The following is a 17502-nucleotide window of genomic DNA, read 5'->3' as shown; positions in this document are numbered from 1 at the left end:
GCAAACTTTTTGTTAATGGCGATTTCATGTTTTAATTTTTAATTAGTTGCGATTCTCCGTTTACAAACACTTCAACGTCTGAATTTCCTTCAATGCAAACGTTTGTACCTTGTTGATTCACTTCTACTTTAACAATAGCATTTCTGAAATTCACTTTAAAAGAATAGCCGTTCCATTGAGTTGGAATTTTTGGTTCAAAATGCAATTGGTTATTTCTAACGCGCATTCCACCAAATCCTTCCACAATGCTCATCCAAGTTCCCGCCATAGAAGTAATGTGTAAACCTTCTTCCACTTCTTTGTTGTAATCGTCTAAATCTAAACGTGAAGTTCTTAAATAAAATGTATATGCTTGTTCCATTCTACCCAAAACAGCTGCTTGAATGGAATGCACACAAGGTGAAAGTGAACTTTCATGCACCGTAAATGGTTCGTAAAAATCAAAATGTTTTTCTAATTGGTCTTTGGTAAAATGATCTTCGAAGAAATAGAATCCTTGTAAGGTATCGGCTTGTTTGATGTAAGGCGAACGTAAAATTCTGTCCCAAGACCATTTTTGATTAATTGGTCGTTGCGATTTATCTAAATTAGCTACCGTGATTAATTCTTTATCTAAGAAACCATCTTGTTGTAAATACACACCATGTTCTTCTGAATAAGGGAAATACATATTATCTGCGACTTTTTTCATTTCTGAAATTTCGGCTTGTGATAATTTCACTTTATTCATGATTCGCGTGTAATCCGATGTATATTCTACTTCTATTCTTTGAATTTGCTCTATCGCATAATCAATACACCATTTCGCAATATAATTAGTGTAGAAATTATTATTTACGTTGTTTTCATATTCATTTGGACCTGTAACTCCTAAAATCACATATTGATTTCTGTGGGTTGAAAAGGTCGCTCTTTGATGCCAAAAACGGGCAATTCCAATTAAAACTTCTAAGCCTTTTTCTGGAATATACGAATAATCACCTGTGAATCTGTAGTAGTTATAAATAGCAAAAGCGATGGCCCCATTTCTATGAATTTCCTCGAAAGTAATTTCCCATTCATTGTGACATTCTTCTCCGTTCATGGTTACCATTGGATACAAAGCAGCTCCATTTTTGAAACCTAATTTTTCAGCATTTTCGATGGCTTTGTCCAATTGGTTGTATCGATAGGCTAATAAATTTCGGGCAACTTGTTGGTCTTTTGTTGCCATATAAAATGGAATACAATAGGCTTCTGTGTCCCAATAAGTAGAACCTCCGTATTTTTCTCCAGTAAATCCTTTTGGACCAATATTTAATCTTGAATCTTTTCCTAAATAAGTTTGATTTAATTGGAAAATATTGAAACGAATTCCTTGTTGTGCTTTTACATCGCCATCAATGGTAATATCGCTCATTTCCCAAATTTTTCCCCAAGCTTGTTTTTGGTTTTCGGTTAATTGTGAAACACCTATTTCTAGTGCTTTGACGATGCTGTTTTTGGCACCTATAATTGTGTTTTCATGATTCATAGAAACGGTGTAACCACCCATTTTTTGAATCATAGTAGTTTGCCCTTTAGTAACGGCAACTTCATAAGAAAACTGAATTTTTTCCTTAGTTTCTTGAACGCTCACTGGCGCCACACTCAAATTTGAACCTTCCAACAAAATACTATTTTGCATAAAAGTGGTTGCTGTGAAATGCGTTTTGAAAGTTCTTGCAGTTACAAAAGCTTCATTAACCGAATGCTTTACGCTAATTGGTTCCCAAAATTTTTCTTCCCAATTGGCATCTTCGTTATGAACTCCCGCATCAACATAAGGTTTGAAAACAATTTTTGCATCTGAGTTTAAAGTCGTGATTTCGTAATTGATAACCCCTACTTCGTCCAATTCTAGCGATAAGAAACGCTGTACTTTTACAGCGATTTCGGTTCCGTTTGCTAAAGTTGCATTGAAAGAACGGTAATAAATTCCTTCTTTCATATTCAACTCACGACGGAAATTAGAAACCGATTGACATTTGGCTAAATCTAAATTTTCGCTATTGATTTCAATATCAATTCCAATCCAGTTGGGTGCGTTTAGTACTTTTGCGAAATATTCGGGATAACCGTTTTTCCACCAGCCTACTTTTGTTTTATCGGGATAGTAAATTCCAGCAATGTAGCTTCCTTGAAACGTTTTACCAGAATAGTATTCTTCAAAATTAGCGCGTTGCCCCATAGCACCGTTTCCGATACTAAATAAACTCTCAGAAGATTTAACTCGCTCTGCATCAAATCCTTCTTCAATAATCGACCAATTGTCGGGTTGTATATAATCTTGATTCATTTTTGTAATATGTCAATTAGTTAATGTGTCAATTAGTCAATTTTTCAACTAATTAATTGAGATAAAAAGGCTTCATCTATAAAGGTGAAATCTATAAAATTGTACTTTGCTTCATGTAAAACGGATGCATCTCCGATTCCTACACTTATCATGTTAGCAATATTAGCTGCCTGAATTCCGGCTACCGAATCTTCAAAAACGATAGCATTTTCATTAGTTACACCTACCAATTGCGCTGCTCTTAAAAACACTTCTGGGTCTGGTTTTGCGTTTGAAACGTCATTTCCGTCCACAATAGCATCAAAAAAGTGCATGATATTGGTTTTTTCTAAAATGGGACGCGCATTTTTACTTGCTGAACCCAAAGCAATGTATTGGTTTTTACTTTTCAGATATTCCAATACTTTTAGTACACCTGGAAGAATTTCACTTTCGTCCATGTCTACTAAATAGGAAAGGTATTCTTCATTTTTTTGAACCAACCATTGGTTTTTGTCCTCTTGAGTAGCTTGGATGTTTCCCAATTCTAAAATAATGTCTAGAGAACAAACACGGCTTACGCCTTTTAATCCTTCGTTGTGTTCGTGCGTAAATTCGATTCCTAATTGATTGGCCAATTTTTGCCACGCTAAAAAATGATATTTAGCAGTGTCAACGATTACACCATCTAGGTCGAATATGAATGCTTTTTTCATTATTTACTGTCTTTTTGATCTTTTACTTTTAACACTAATACAGCAGCCACAATAAAACTAATTCCGCTCATTACAATCGCAAAAATTGCATGGTCGTTATAGACATATTTAACTAATAGTCCACCGATTAAAGCATTAATAATTTGTGGAATTACAATAAAGAAATTAAAAATCCCCATGTAAACCCCCATTTTTTTAGGCTGAATAGAACCTGCTAGAATAGCGTAAGGCATGGCTAAAATACTTGCCCAAGCAAATCCAACCAAGACCATTGAAAAAATCAAAGATTCTTTGTTTGGCATAAAATACATTGAAATTAAACCGATTCCTCCAAGCACTAATGATAAAGCATGTGTTTTTCTACGTCCAATTTGTTTAGCAATGTAAGGCAATGCAAAAGCAACAACGGCAGAAACTGCATTATACGCCCCAAAAATAATTCCTACCCAATCTCCTGCAGACTGAAATTCTGGACTTTTAGTATCTCCAACAGATAAACCATAAATATGTTGTGCAATAGCTGGTGTTGTAAAAACCCACATTCCAAATAATCCAAACCAAGAAAAAAATTGCACCCAACTTAATTGACGCATTGTTTCGGGCATTTTAGCAAAATCCGAAAAAATATCCGATAATTTGGCTTCCTTTTCTTCTTGATTTACAGCGGCTAAATGCTCTTTTTCATCCCTAAATTGAGACAATTCATTTGGAGAATATTCTTTAGTCGTAAAAATAGTTACTAAAATAGATGCTACTAAAATTAGTGCTCCAATAACAAAAGAATAAATTAAATTTAAGGGAATAGCAGATGCTTCTGTAGGTAAATTACTTATTCCAAACCATTTATTTAAAACATAAGGCAACCATGATCCTACTACGGCACCTATACCAATTAAAGCAGTTTGAATACTGAATCCTAATGTGTGTTGGTCTGCTCTAAGATTGTCTCCTACTAAAGCACGGAAAGGTTCCATAGCTATATTAAAAGAGGCATCCATTATCATCAACATTCCTGCTCCAACCCATAAAGCGGGCATAAATGCAATGAAAATTTCGGCTTGTGGCATTAAAATCAAACCAATAGAAGCCAGAAGTGCTCCTACTAAAAAGTAAGGTTTTCTTCTTCCAAATCTAGACCAAGTGTTATCACTATAATGTCCAATTATTGGCTGTACAATTAAACCCATTAAGGGTGCAATTATCCAAAACCAAGACAGTTCATGTACATCTGCACCAAAAAGCTGAAGAATTCTACTAGCGTTAGCATTTTGTAGGGCAAAACCCATCTGTATCCCTAAGAAACCGAAACTCATGTTCCAAATTTCCCAGAAACCTAATTTACGCTTTTCCATTATCGTAATTTAAATTAAAATACGATAAGCACTTTGCTTATCAAAACTTATGTGTTTAGAAGTGAAATTATAAGCTTTGATATCACAAATATAAAAGTAAATTTTGAATAAATAATCCTATTTATTTAAAATAAAATTATCAAAAGTTTAAAAAATAAATTTATAAATTATTGATTTATAATTACTTAAATACAACTATTACGATTTCGTAGATTCTCTAATAATCAAATTAGTTTCAATAATTTCTGTTTTGTATTGTTCGTCTTCTTCATCTTCTAATTCCAAACGATCAATTAGCATTTGTGCTGCTTTTCTTCCCATTTTTATACCATTTTGACTCACGGTTGATATACTAGGTGTAGAAAATTGAGAAATAATTCCGTCTGTAAAACCAATTATTGAAATATCATCAGGAACTTTTAAATTATTTTTTGCCGCAATTTTGATAGCTGTAACTGCAAATAATTCGTTCACTGCAAAAATAGCATCACATTTTATATTTTTTATAAGGTTTTCTATTTTGACAGAACAATTATCAATATCCTCAATTTTAACAATTAAATCCTCGTTTATTTGAATGTTATTTGCAAGTAATGCTTTTTTGTATCCGTCAGTTCTTAATTTTCCTACACTAACATAATCTACTGTCGTGATTAATCCTATTTTATTAAAACCACTATTAATTAAAAACTGTACCGCATTAGAAGCGGCTTCTTGATCATCAATAATAACTTTATCACAAAAAACATCATTGGTAATTCTATCAAACATAACCACAGGCATCCCTTGGCTAATTATTTCTTGTATATGATGAAAATCCTTTTTTTGTTGGGTTTCTTTAGACAATGACATGATGAAACCATCCGTGCTTCCATTTGCTAACAACTCCATATTTATCACCTCTTTATCAAATGACTCATCTGACAAACAAACAATAACATTATAGCCATTTTCATTAGCTACTTGCTCAATTCCGCTAATTACAGTTGCAAAAAAATGATGTACAATTTCAGGAATAATAATTCCTATTGTTTTCGTTTTTTTATTTTTTAAACTTAAAGCAATGTTGTTCGGCTTGTAATTGTAAAGTTTAGCAAATGCCTGAACTTTTAATCGGGTGTCTTCACTGATTTCATGACTATCTCTTAACGATTTAGAAACTGTTGAAATAGAGACATCTAATTCTTTTGCAATCTGCTTTAGTGTAACTTTTTTTCTCATTTTGAAAAATACGAAATATTAATATGTTTTAAAAGTAGGTATTTTTTTTTAAGTATCGTAATTTTTAGATGAAATCACTAGTAAAACAATAAAGTTTTCAACACGAAAACGTTTTCGAAAGGTTTTTCACAAGTCCAAATTTTTTTTATTACAATTTTTACATAAATTTAACATTAGAAGTGAATTTATAAGCTATTAAAAACAATCTAATCTAAACAATTTGTATGAAAACACTGCAAAAAAAGCTGTTATTTTTCTTATTAATATTGCCTTTAGGTATTCTTGCACAAAGTACATTAAAAGGTACAGTGTTAGATGGGGCTAATTCTGGTCCGCTACCTGGCGCAAATATTATTGTAGAAGGATCAAAAAACGGCACTACTACTGATTTTGATGGAAAATTTACAATTTCAAACATCAAAACAGGAGATGTAATCACAATCTCTTACATTGGTTATAAAGACCAAAAAATTACTTTCAACAACCAAAACAACATTACAATTACTTTACAAGAAGATTCTAAAGAATTAAAAGATGTTTTAGTTATTGGTTATGGAACTGTTAAAAAGAAAGATGCTACTGGGTCGGTTAGCACTTTAAGTTCTAAAGATTTTAACAAAGGAACAGTTGTAACTGCTGAAAATTTATTAAATGGTAAAGTTGCTGGGGTTAGCATTAACACTGGCGGCGGGGCTCCAGGTTCTGGTGCTGAAATAAGAATTCGTGGAGGATCTTCTTTGTTAGCCTCTAATGACCCATTAATTGTAATAGATGGCTTACCTATTTCAAATTCAGGTGCTGCAGGATCAACTTCTGTGTTATCCTCAATTAACCCAAATGATATAGAAAGTTTTACCGTTTTAAAAGATGCGTCTGCAACTGCAATTTACGGTTCAAGAGCTTCTAATGGTGTCATCTTAATTACTACAAAAAAAGGTAGTAAAGAATTAAGTGTAGACTATAACTTTCAATATGGAAGTGGTAAAAAGTTCAACGATATTGATGTGTTCTCAGCACAAGATTATCGCAACTTAATTAACAACATTGGGACACCACAACAAATTGCAATGCTAGGTGATGAAAATACCGATTGGCAAGATGCAATATACAGAAGAACTGATTTTGTGGATAATAATTTATCAATTAAAGGTAATTTATTCAAAAAAATTCCAACAAGACTTTCTATTGGAAACACATATCAAGAAGGTTTGCGTTTAACAAATAACTTTAATAGAAACACAGTTTCTGTAAGTTTAAATCCAAGTTTTTTTGACAATCACTTAAAATTTAATGTGAATGCTAATTACACAAATCAAAAAAACAGATTTGCTGACGGAGTTGAAGGTGCGGCTATAAGATTTGACCCAACTCAACCTATATATGACGCTTCAAATCCAAGCGGTTTCTTTGAATATATTACTGGATACAATAATGGTAATGCAGTCTATGCAAATCCATCTATAGCAAATCCAGTAGCTCAATTATTACAAACAATGGATCGTGGAATTAATAATCGTTTTTATGGTAATTTCCAATTAGATTATAAATTTCATTTCTTACCAGAATTAAGAGCTGTTGTAAATTTAGGTTATGATAACAATGATGGATCTAGAACCGTAAGTCGTTCAAGATTTGCTAGATCAGGATTTTTAAATAACAATATTTCCGCAGGTACAAATTACAACGAATCTAATACTAGAATTAACAAATCATTAGATTCTTATTTTGTTTATAATAAAACTATTGGAGATTTTAATATTGAAGCAACTACTGGTTATGCGTACCAAAAATTTGAAAACAGCGGTTTAACTGGATTTAACTCTACAGATGCAACAGCTCAACAAAGATCTTATGTAGACAATGATGTTGTTTTAATTGGTTTCTTCGGAAGAGGTAATATTAACTTTAAAGACAAGTATTTATTTACATTTACTTACAGAAGAGACGGAACATCTCGTTTTGGATCTGAAAACAGATGGGGTAACTTCCCTGCAGCAGCTTTTGCTTGGAAAGTTAAAGAAGATTTTTTCAAAAACTCAACGCTTGTATCTGATTTAAAACTTCGCTTAGGCTGGGGTGTAACAGGTCAACAAGAAATTGGAGAATCTTTATTCTACAGACAATTATATAATATTGGAAATGGAAATTCTCAATATACATTTGGAAACACTTCTGTTAATGTTGCTGTACCAAGTGCATATGGGCCTATAAAATGGGAAGAAACAACCACTTATAATGCTGGATTTGATTTTGGAATTAAAGACAATAGATTGTCAGGAAGTTTAGACTTTTTCTATAAAAAATCTAATGACTTATTCCAAATTGGTCCTTTTGCAGACGGAGGTAATTATACAAACCAAGGCCCACAAAATGTGGGAGATATGAGCACAAAAGGTATCGAGTTTAGTATAAACTACAGTGTTATCAAAAACGAAAACACAAACTGGGATATTAACTTTAATGCTACAAAATTTGAAAGAAGAATTGACAAAATAGCTTCAGGCATTCCAATTTACACGGGTACTTCAGGCGCAGGTACTGGGGGAACATCTCAAATTTTAGCTGAAGGATTTACCCCTAATTCTTTTTATGTTTACAAACAATTATACAGTGCAGATGGATCTCCAATTGAAGGCGCGTTTGCTGACTTAAATGGAGATGGAATAACAACTGGTGAAGACCGTTATATATACAAAAACCCAGATCCAGACGTATTACTAGGATTTTCTTCAACTTTCCGATATAAAAACCTTGATTTTGGTTTTAATTTAAGAGCAAGTATTGGAAATCGTATTTTAAATACTATTAAATCAACCGGTTCTTATTATTCACAATTACAAAACGGACAATTACAAAACGTTTCAACAAATGTTTTGAATACTAATTTTGAATTCCAAAATGGTGAAAATGTATTGTCTGACATGTATGTTGAAAATGGATCATTCCTAAGAATGGATTACGCAACAATTGGATATACTTTCCCTAAATGGTTAGACGGAAAAGCTTCGTTGCGCCTATTTACAGGATTACAAAATCCATTTATAATTACTAAATATTCAGGTCTTGACCCAGAAATTAATGGGGGTATAGATGCTACAATTTATCCAAGACAAAAACAAGTTTTGTTTGGAGCTAATGTTAAATTCTAAAAAAAATAGATATGAAAAAAATTAAATCAACCTTATTAGCGGTTGTTGGCTTGAGCTTATTTCTTCAGTCATGTGTTAACGATTTGGATGTAGTTCCAGAAGGCGAAACACAATTATCTGTTGAGGAATTTTACGCACAGCCTGGATCGTATAAACAAGCCTTAGGAGGGGTTTATGGAAACCTATCTCTAACAGGTACTAATGGAGCAGAATCATCAAATATTGGTGGTATTGATGCAGGTACAAGCCAATATGGACGTGTATTGTGGTATTTACAAAACCTATCTACAGATGAAGTTATTTGGAGTTATGAAAATGACCCTGGAACAAGAGAAATCCAAAGAAACATTTGGAGCGCTTCCAATCCAATTATAAGAGGTATGTTTAGCCGTGCTACTTATCAAGTTGCATTAGTTAATGAATACTTAAGACAAACTGAGCCATCTGTATTAAGCGGAAGAGGTGTAACAGATCCTCAAACATTAAATGACATTGAATTATATAGAAAAGAAGCACGAGTTTTAAGAGCTCTAGCATACTATCATTTAATGGATTTATTTGGAAAAGCACCATTTGTAACAGAAAATGATGCAATTGGAACTGCAGGTCCTGAGTACAATAGACAGCAGTTATTTACCTATATTGAAAATGAGTTAAATGATGTTTTACCTGACTTAAAAGCAGCAAGAACTAATGAATACGGACGATTAGACAAAACTTTTGCTAATATGATTTTAGCAAAAATGTATCTTAATGCTGAAGTATATATTGGACAAGCAAAAAATCAGGAATGTATGGATAAATGTGCTGAAATTATAGCTTCCGGTTACACATTAAATACAAATTACTTGAATAATTTCAAAGCGGATAACCATACTTCTCCAGAAATGATTTTTTCACTTCAATCAAATGGTGAAGTTACTCAAAACTATGGACCAACAACTGTAATTATTAACGGACAAGTTGGTTCTATTGAAGGAAACGGAGCTCAATTTGGAGTTGGTGGATGGGGTGGTGCCCTAAGACTAAGAAAACAATTTGTTCAAAAATTTAATGGTTCAGAATTCAATAACGATTCAAGAAAAACTATTATTTCTGGAACAAGAGATATTGAAATTACAGATGTTGCTAATCGTGACCAAGGTTATATCTTAGGTAAATTCTCAAATATATCATCTACAGGTATTGCAGGAATTAGCACAACATTTGTAGAAACCGACTTCCCATTATTCCGTTATGCTGATGTATTATTAATGTATGCAGAAGCGCAAATTAAAAAAGATGGAAGCGCAAATAATACTTCATTAGGATATATCAACAATCTTAGAACTAGAGCAAACAATGGCTCAATAGCAAGTAATATTTCTTTATCATCTTTAACCTTAGATTTTATCTTAGATGAAAGGTCAAGAGAACTGCATTGGGAAGGGCACAGAAGACAAGACTTAATTCGTTTTAATAAATATACAGGAGGAAGTTATAATTGGGCTTGGAAAGGAAATGGAACAAACGGTATTGCTTTAAGCAATCATTTAAAACTTTACCCAATTCCTGAAGCGGCTCTTGCTTCAAATCGTAATTTAACACAAAATATTGGTTATTAATAAAAATTAAAATTATGAAAAATATACTTAGAAACTTTTTAGCAATATCGGCTTTATCATTTGCTTTTATTTCATGTGAAGATGAACAAGATTTAATGTTCTTAACTCCAGAGGGATCATTTGAAATTCTTACACCAACATCAGGAGATGAAGTAACATTAAATGCTACAACTCCTTTAAACCCTGGACTAACAATGTCTTGGGAAGATGCTAATTATGGGACAACTCCAACAGAAATTACTTATGAAGTTGAAATCGATAAAACAGGAGATGAATTTGATTCTCCATTAGTAGTAACTAGCACTACAAACACTTACATAACAATCACGTCAGACGTATTAAATAGTTCAGTGGTTGCTGTTGGTTTAACGCCATTCACACAAGGTTCAATTGACATTAGAGTTAAATCTACTGTTGGTTCACAAAGTAGTGAAGTTCAATATTCAAACGTTATTAATTATTTAGTAACTCCATATTCTACAGAATTACCTAAACTTGCTGTTCCAGGAAACCACCAAGGTTGGAACCCTCCAACAGCACCAAGAATTGCTTCTTCAGCATTTGGAGAAACAGATTATGAAGGGTATGTTTGGTTAAATGGTGGCTTTAAATTTGTTGCACCAGATGCAAGTGGAAATTTCAATTGGGGTAATACTGACTATGGTGATGATGGATCGTTTTCTGGTGTATTAGTTGCAACAGGAGAGACTGACTGTACTGCATCAGCAGGATATTACAGAGTAAAAGCAGACCCAACAGCTGGAACTTGGTCTGCTGCTCCAGTAAGTTGGGGAATCATTGGAGCTGCTACACCAACTGGATGGGGTTCTGATACTGATTTAATATACAACCCAACTACTAAAAAATTAGAAATTGCAAGTATCGCTTTAGTACCTGGAGCATTCAAGTTTAGAGGAAACAATGCTTGGAGCAATGGATTTGATTTAGGAACAGTAAATGCAGATGGCTACTTGATAGATGGTGGCGATTTAACTTTTTCTGGAGCAGCTGGAAATTACAAAGTAATATTAGACCTTTCTAATCCAAGAAGATATACTTACGAGTTAATTGCTCTTTAAAATAAATTAAATTATTAAAAAGGCTGTCCTAATTGACAGCCTTTTTTTTAAAAATAACAAGCTATGAAAAACCAAATTTTAGTCCTATTAACACTATTCACTGGATTATTTATAAATGCACAAGTTACCATTACACCAAGTAGTTTTAATGTAACTGACCAAATAACAATAACTGTTTCAACAGCTCCGCAATCCTGTAATCAAATGGGAGTTACTCCAGCTAAAGTATATATGCATGCAGGAATTGGAAACGACACAAATGCTTTTGGTTTCTCTGTAATAGGAAACTGGGGACAAGACGACTCTATCGGATTAATGACCAATAATGGTAATGGTACTTGGAGTATAACTCTAACACCAAGCACCTATTTTGGTTTAAATGGAACTCAACAAGCGAATGCCACTAAATTAGGTATGGTTTTCAGAAATGCTAATGGTAGCGAAACTTTAAAACTAGCTCCATCATGTGGTGACTTCATTTTCAATGTAGGTACTTTTCAAGTTAACTTAACTGCACCGGTAAATAACAGCAGTACAATTATCAATTCAGGAGGTAACCTAACAATTTCAGCTAACAATACAGGAGGTAATGCAAGCTATAATTTAAAAGCAAATGGAACTAGTATTAATACAAGTTCAACATCTAATTATGCTTTTAATCACACAAATATTACATCAAATACTAGTTACGAATTAGAGGTTACTATTGGTGCTTCAACAATAACCAGAAGATTTTCGGTAATTGTAAATCCAGGGAGTACAACTCAAGCAATACCAAGCGGTTTAGTAAATGGAATTAATTACAACATAACTGACAATACTAAAGCAACACTTGTTCTAGAAGCTCCTGGAAAAGATTTTGTTTATGTAGCCGGTAGCTTTAACAACTATACCCCTGACACCACTTTCGCAATGAAGAAAGATCCAAGTTCTAGTAAATTTTGGTTAGAACTTACCGGATTAACTCCTGGGGCAAACAACACTTATCAATATTGGGTAGTTGATCAAACTCCTATTGCTAACTCACCTTCGTTAGTAAAAGCTGCCGATCCTTGCTCTACAATGATTTTGTCTCCTTATGACGACCAATGGATTCCTAATACTACATTCCCTAATAGACCTGCATATCCTGCTGGACAAGAACGCGAGGTAACTTGGTTTAAGACAGGCACAACTCCATACAATTGGCAAGTAACCAATTTTACAAAACCAAACAAAGATAAATTGATTATTTATGAGTTATTAATTCGCGATTTTGATTCAAATAGAAACTATCAAGATGTAATTAATAGAATTCAATATTTTAAAGATTTAGGAATAAACGCCATTCAATTAATGCCTATAATGGAATTTGAAGGAAATGAAAGTTGGGGATACAATACCGCTTTTCATATGGCTTTAGATAAGTTTTATGGAACACCAGAAAAGTTAAAAGAATTAGTCGATTTATGTCACCAAAATGGCATTGCAGTAATACTTGACATTGCCTTTAATCATGCTTTCGGAAGAAATCCAATGATTAGAATGTGGATGAATGATCCAGATGGTGATGGTTGGGGTGGTCCTGCAAGTGACAATCCTTATTTTAATACAACAGCAAGACATAGTTATAGCGTGGGTGACGATTTTAACCACTCCTCTACTTTAACCAAAAATTATGTAAAGCAAACCGTAAAACACTGGATTGAAGAATACAAAATAGATGGTTTTAGATGGGATTTAACAAAAGGGTTTACACAAAACTGTAGTGGTGGAGACGATGCGTGTACGAATGCTTATCAGCAAGACCGTGTAGATGTGTTAAAAGAATACGCCGATTATTGTTGGTCATTAGATAATAACCATTATGTGATTTTTGAACATTTAGGAACAGATGGAGAAGAACAACAATGGGCTAACTATAGATTTGGTGAAGGTAAGGGAATTATGATGTGGGGAGAAATGTATACTCAATACAAAGAACTAGCAATGGGTTATGCAACACAAAACATTTCTAGAATGTCACACACAAGTCGTGGTTTTACAGGAAAAAGACTTATTGGTTACCCAGAAAGTCATGATAAAGATAGAATGATGTATGAAGCTATAACCTATGGAAATGGTGGTGGAGCTTTTCCTGTTAATGGAAATTTAACCAACGCATTAAATAGAATGGGGGCAATTGGCGCAACAAGTATTTTAGTGCCGGGTCCAAAAATGATATGGCACTTTGGAGAACTTGGCAACAATCAATCTATTTACACTTGTGCTAATGGAACTGTTAATGATGAAGGTACATTTTATCCTGGCGATTGTAAGCTTGATACAAAAGAACAAGTCCAATGGACAGGAAATTGGTTGGCTGACGCAAGAAGAACTTCAATTTTAAGGGATTGGTCTAAACTTATTAAACTCAAAACATCGGAACCTGTTTTCATGGGTGATCATGCAATTAGTCCAGATGTAAATAACGTGAAACAACGTATTTATATTTATGACAATACAATTGCAACAACGCAATTAAGAAATGTGGTGGTATTAGCAAACTTTTCGGTGGCAAATTTAACTATCAATCCAAGTTTCCCAACAGATGTTTATACTTACCCTATGACATGGTATGATTTGATGAATAATAATGCTCCTGTTGTTATTAATAATCCAACAGATGTTATAAGTGTTAATTCTGGAAGATTTAGAGTGTTTGGAAACAAGCCAGCGACTTTATCATCGGATGATTTTGAAACAATTCAAAATAACATTACTATTTATCCTAACCCTACCAAAAATAGTTTCGCTTTAACGCAAGATGCTTCTAAATTAGAAATTTATAACATTGCAGGACAATTAGTAAAAACATTTAACAATGTAATTTCAAATCAACAATTAGATAGTACAAACCTAGAAACAGGTCTCTATTTAATCAAGATAACAGATACAAATGGTATAAGCCAAACAAAAAAAATGTTAAAAGAGTAAATTTACAGTTAGTTAAAGAAAAAGCCACTTCAATTGAAGTGGCTTTTTTAATGAAATCATGTCCTACTGGGCAAAGTCTACCGACTTTGAGCTAAAATATAAATAAACCATTTAATGTTTAGTGCTGATTTTACTGTGGGAATGTGCAAGATGCATGCGATAGCGGGAAAATCCAACTCTAGCAGAGAATTATAAAAAATTTAACCATAAAAAAAGCTCCAACCTTCGTTAAAGCTTTTTGTGCGGGTAAAAGGACTCGAACCTTCACACCTTGCGGCACCAGATCCTAAGTCTGGCGTGTCTACCAATTTCACCATACCCGCGATAATTGGAGTGCAAATATAGATATTCGTATATATATATCAAACAAAAAACAAAATAATTTTACTAAAATTGATAAACAACCCCTAAGCCTAGTAATTGTTTCAATTGAATCTTTGGTCCTTTTACAACCTGAACTCCACCCTCCTCTTGTTTCGATTTTATATCATCATCATAAACAAGATGCGTTCCTATGTTTGCTTTTACATATTGGTTTACCGTTAAATCTAACTGAATTTGCCAATCTATATCAATATTCCCAAAATTATTAATATAATCTGTATATAAAGCAATTCTATTTTCAAAATTAATGTTCTCAAAAATCTCTCTCTTCCATTGATTTGTAACTAAAATACCCGTTTCATTTCTAATATTTTTACCTTCTCGTATCAAAGTCCCAAATTCATCATAAACCGCTTTTTCTACACCAAAAGCTCCTTGATTGGCTAATCTTTGATCAAAAACCATGGTTGTTTTTTGTGTTAGTGGTGATAAGTAGAAATTTAAGTTTAAATCTTTTCTAGAATATTCAGCCCCAATACCTAAAAAGGTATAAGCAGGAGCAAAAGGTCTTGAAATAGCTAAATCAACATTTGGATAAGCATAACCATTGGCAAACTGGGTGTTAAAATTAAATTTTCCCGCATAATACCAATTAGTTATGGTATCTCTTTTATAACCAAATGTTGAGTTAAAAGAAAATTGATCATCTGTCTTTCTAACCTCTTGACTTTCTTGTTTGTTAATTCCGTAACGCATAATCAATTCGTTTTTCCAATTGATATTTTCTTTTGTATACGTACGAATAAACTGGCCTTTTATTAAGCCCGAAATGGAATTATTACCACCTGCATTCCAATTCACAAAAGTAATTTGAGAAATATCTAAACCCACTTTATTTTCTTTAGACCAATACGAAATAGTATCTGGCAATTCCGTGTTAATTAATTGACCAAAATTAGATTGATAAACAAAAAATAATAATCCGAATAAAGAGATTTTTTTAAGCATACTAAAATGTATTTAATAATTGTATGAGGTTAATAACGTCTATTTTGCAAAGTTGTTGTAACTCAAAAACCGTTCCATGTTCTACAAAAGAATCGGGAACTCCGAGATGGATGATGGATTTATTTAAATTATTTGTTGCAAGAATGGCACTAATTTGTTCGCCAAAACCACCTTTAATCACGCCATCTTCAATTGTAACAATGTGGTCGTGTTCATTTATAATTGATTTAACAGCTTCTAAATCCAATGGTTTTATAAATGGAAAATGAAAATGCGAAAAGAAACTTGGATTTTCAACCTCATTTAAAGCTTTCGTTACATTATTTCCAATGGTTCCAGTAGACAAAACAGCTACTTTAATTCCTTTTTTAAGCTCTTTTATCTTTCCAATTTGAATCTTCTCAAAAGGTTGTTCCCAATTTACGTTTTCGCCTCTTCCTCTAGGATAGCGTATTGCAATCGGATGATTTAATCCTTCAGAAGCAGTAAACATAATATTTCGCAACTCAATTTCGTCTTTTGGAGCAGCTATTATCATATTTGGAATACAATTCAAATAAGCCATGTCAAAAACGCCATGATGGGTGGCGCCATCTTCACCTACCAAACCTGCTCTATCCAAACAAAAAATAACTGGTAAATTCTGCAAAGCCACATCATGAATTACTTGGTCATAGGCACGTTGTAAAAAAGTGGAATAAATATTACAAAAAACTATCATTCCTCGTGTTGCCATTCCGGCAGCTAGAGTAACAGCGTGTTGTTCAGCAATTCCAACGTCGATTGCGCGTTTTGGAAAAGTTTCCATCATATATTTCATAGAACTTCCTGATGGCATTGCTGGAGTTATTCCAATGATTTTTTCGTTTTGCTTCGCTAATTCGACTAATGTATGTCCGAAAACATCTTGAAATTTTGGAGGTAAATGCGATTCATCTTTTGGATGAATTTTTCCGGTTTCAGCATCAAATTTTCCTGGCGCATGGTATTTTACTTGGTCTTCTTCGGCCAATTGTAATCCTTTGCCTTTGGTGGTAATTACATGCAAGAATTTTGGACCTTTAACCGATTTTAATCGTTCTAATTCTGAAATCAGTTTTGGTAAATCATGTCCATCTATTGGTCCCGAATAATCAAAATTCAAGGATTTGATGATGTTATTTTGTTTTGGATTTTTTCCTTCTTTAACAGCTGTCAAATAATTTTTCAAAGCACCAATACTTGGATCAATTCCAATGGCGTTATCGTTCAAAATTACCAATAAATTTGCATCGGTAACACCCGCGTGATTTAATCCTTCAAAAGCCATTCCACTTGCAATGGAAGCGTCGCCAATTACTGCAATGTGATGTTTTTCAATTTCTCCGTTTAATTGAGAAGCCAAAGCCATTCCTAAAGCTGCCGAAATTGATGTTGAAGAATGCCCAACGCCAAACGTATCATAAACACTCTCACTTCGCTTTGGAAAACCTGAAATTCCGTTTAGTTCTCTATTGGTATGAAAAATGTCGCGTCTTTCTGTTAGAATTTTATGTCCGTAAGCTTGATGACCTACATCCCAAACCAATAAATCTTCTGGTGTATTGAAAACATAATGCAGTGCAATCGTTAATTCTACAACACCTAAACTTGCTCCCAAATGCCCTTCTTTTTTGGAAACAATATCAATGATAAAGTCTCTCAATTCTTTGGCTAATTGAAGCAATTGATTTTCAGGAAGTTTCCTTAAATCGATAGGATTGTTAATTTTTGAAAGCAAATTTTCCATTTCAGGACAAAAGTAAGAATTGGTTATCGT

The 17502-nt window shown here is 33.3% G+C and carries 10 protein-coding genes and 1 tRNA gene; 4 read left to right on the top strand and 7 right to left on the bottom strand.

What is annotated here, in order from left to right; genetic code table 11:
* Positions 1–31: 31 nt before the first annotated feature.
* The 4 genes from RSE15_RS09770 to RSE15_RS09755 form a co-directional block, all read right to left on the bottom strand.
* Complete coding sequence (locus RSE15_RS09770; RefSeq protein ID WP_324068076.1) at positions 32–2317, bottom strand: maltose phosphorylase MdxK; 2286 nt, start codon at positions 2315–2317, stop codon at positions 32–34.
* 44 nt (positions 2318–2361) lie between these two features.
* Entirely contained in the window at positions 2362–3015 is a 654-nt protein-coding gene (gene pgmB, locus RSE15_RS09765; RefSeq protein ID WP_324070447.1) for a beta-phosphoglucomutase, read from the bottom strand.
* Positions 3012–4364 carry an MFS transporter gene (locus tag RSE15_RS09760; protein WP_324068073.1) on the bottom strand — a complete coding sequence of 451 codons (1353 nt, stop codon included), beginning with the start codon at positions 4362–4364 and terminating at the stop codon, positions 3012–3014. Before RSE15_RS09760 ends, pgmB begins: the two co-directional genes overlap by 4 nt.
* Positions 4365–4562: 198 nt before the next feature.
* Positions 4563–5585 (bottom strand): LacI family DNA-binding transcriptional regulator, encoded by a 1023-nt coding sequence (locus tag RSE15_RS09755; protein WP_324068071.1) that lies wholly within the window; start codon positions 5583–5585, stop codon positions 4563–4565.
* A 224-nt stretch (positions 5586–5809) separates the two neighbouring features.
* Here RSE15_RS09755 and RSE15_RS09750 point away from each other — a divergent pair, with 224 nt between their 5' ends.
* The 4 genes from RSE15_RS09750 (at position 5810) to RSE15_RS09735 (ending at position 14372) form a co-directional block, all read left to right on the top strand.
* Positions 5810–8734, top strand: coding sequence for a SusC/RagA family TonB-linked outer membrane protein (locus RSE15_RS09750; RefSeq protein WP_324068069.1), 2925 nt, complete (start codon positions 5810–5812; stop codon positions 8732–8734).
* A gap of 11 nt (positions 8735–8745) precedes the next feature.
* A complete protein-coding gene (locus RSE15_RS09745) occupies positions 8746–10338 on the top strand; it encodes a RagB/SusD family nutrient uptake outer membrane protein (RefSeq protein WP_324068067.1) in 1593 nt (530 codons plus the stop codon).
* Between the two features lie 14 nt (positions 10339–10352).
* Positions 10353–11417, top strand: a complete 1065-nt coding sequence (locus RSE15_RS09740) for a SusE domain-containing protein (RefSeq protein ID WP_324068064.1) — start codon at positions 10353–10355, stop codon at positions 11415–11417.
* Between the two features lie 63 nt (positions 11418–11480).
* Positions 11481–14372 carry an alpha-amylase family glycosyl hydrolase gene (locus tag RSE15_RS09735; RefSeq protein WP_324068062.1) on the top strand — a complete coding sequence of 964 codons (2892 nt, stop codon included), beginning with the start codon at positions 11481–11483 and terminating at the stop codon, positions 14370–14372.
* Positions 14373–14613: 241 nt separating this feature from the next.
* Here RSE15_RS09735 and RSE15_RS09730 read toward each other — a convergent pair.
* The 3 genes from RSE15_RS09730 to RSE15_RS09720 form a co-directional block, all read right to left on the bottom strand.
* Positions 14614–14695 (bottom strand) — tRNA-Leu (locus RSE15_RS09730).
* A gap of 64 nt (positions 14696–14759) precedes the next feature.
* Positions 14760–15704: a DUF3078 domain-containing protein gene (locus RSE15_RS09725; RefSeq protein WP_324068060.1), complete on the bottom strand. Its 945-nt coding sequence runs from the start codon at positions 15702–15704 to the stop codon at positions 14760–14762.
* Position 15705: 1 nt separating this feature from the next.
* Positions 15706–17472, bottom strand: a complete 1767-nt coding sequence (locus tag RSE15_RS09720) for a 1-deoxy-D-xylulose-5-phosphate synthase (protein WP_324068058.1) — start codon at positions 17470–17472, stop codon at positions 15706–15708.
* Between the last annotated feature and the right edge of the window lie 30 nt (positions 17473–17502).

It is taken from the genome of Flavobacterium sp. (genome assembly GCF_035195345.1).
Lineage (GTDB): Bacteria > Bacteroidota > Bacteroidia > Flavobacteriales > Flavobacteriaceae > Flavobacterium.
This window is presented reverse-complemented; position numbering and strand designations above follow the sequence as displayed.

Coding starts and splice junctions, on each gene's coding strand:
- RSE15_RS09740 (WP_324068064.1), top strand. CDS start 10,353: ATGAAAAATATACTTAGAAACTTTTTAGCAATATCGGCTTTATCATTT.
- RSE15_RS09750 (WP_324068069.1), top strand. CDS start 5,810: ATGAAAACACTGCAAAAAAAGCTGTTATTTTTCTTATTAATATTGCCT.
- RSE15_RS09735 (WP_324068062.1), top strand. CDS start 11,481: ATGAAAAACCAAATTTTAGTCCTATTAACACTATTCACTGGATTATTT.
- RSE15_RS09725 (WP_324068060.1), bottom strand. CDS start 15,704: ATGCTTAAAAAAATCTCTTTATTCGGATTATTATTTTTTGTTTATCAA.
- RSE15_RS09745 (WP_324068067.1), top strand. CDS start 8,746: ATGAAAAAAATTAAATCAACCTTATTAGCGGTTGTTGGCTTGAGCTTA.
- RSE15_RS09770 (WP_324068076.1), bottom strand. CDS start 2,317: ATGAATCAAGATTATATACAACCCGACAATTGGTCGATTATTGAAGAA.
- RSE15_RS09755 (WP_324068071.1), bottom strand. CDS start 5,585: ATGAGAAAAAAAGTTACACTAAAGCAGATTGCAAAAGAATTAGATGTC.
- RSE15_RS09720 (WP_324068058.1), bottom strand. CDS start 17,472: ATGGAAAATTTGCTTTCAAAAATTAACAATCCTATCGATTTAAGGAAA.
- RSE15_RS09760 (WP_324068073.1), bottom strand. CDS start 4,364: ATGGAAAAGCGTAAATTAGGTTTCTGGGAAATTTGGAACATGAGTTTC.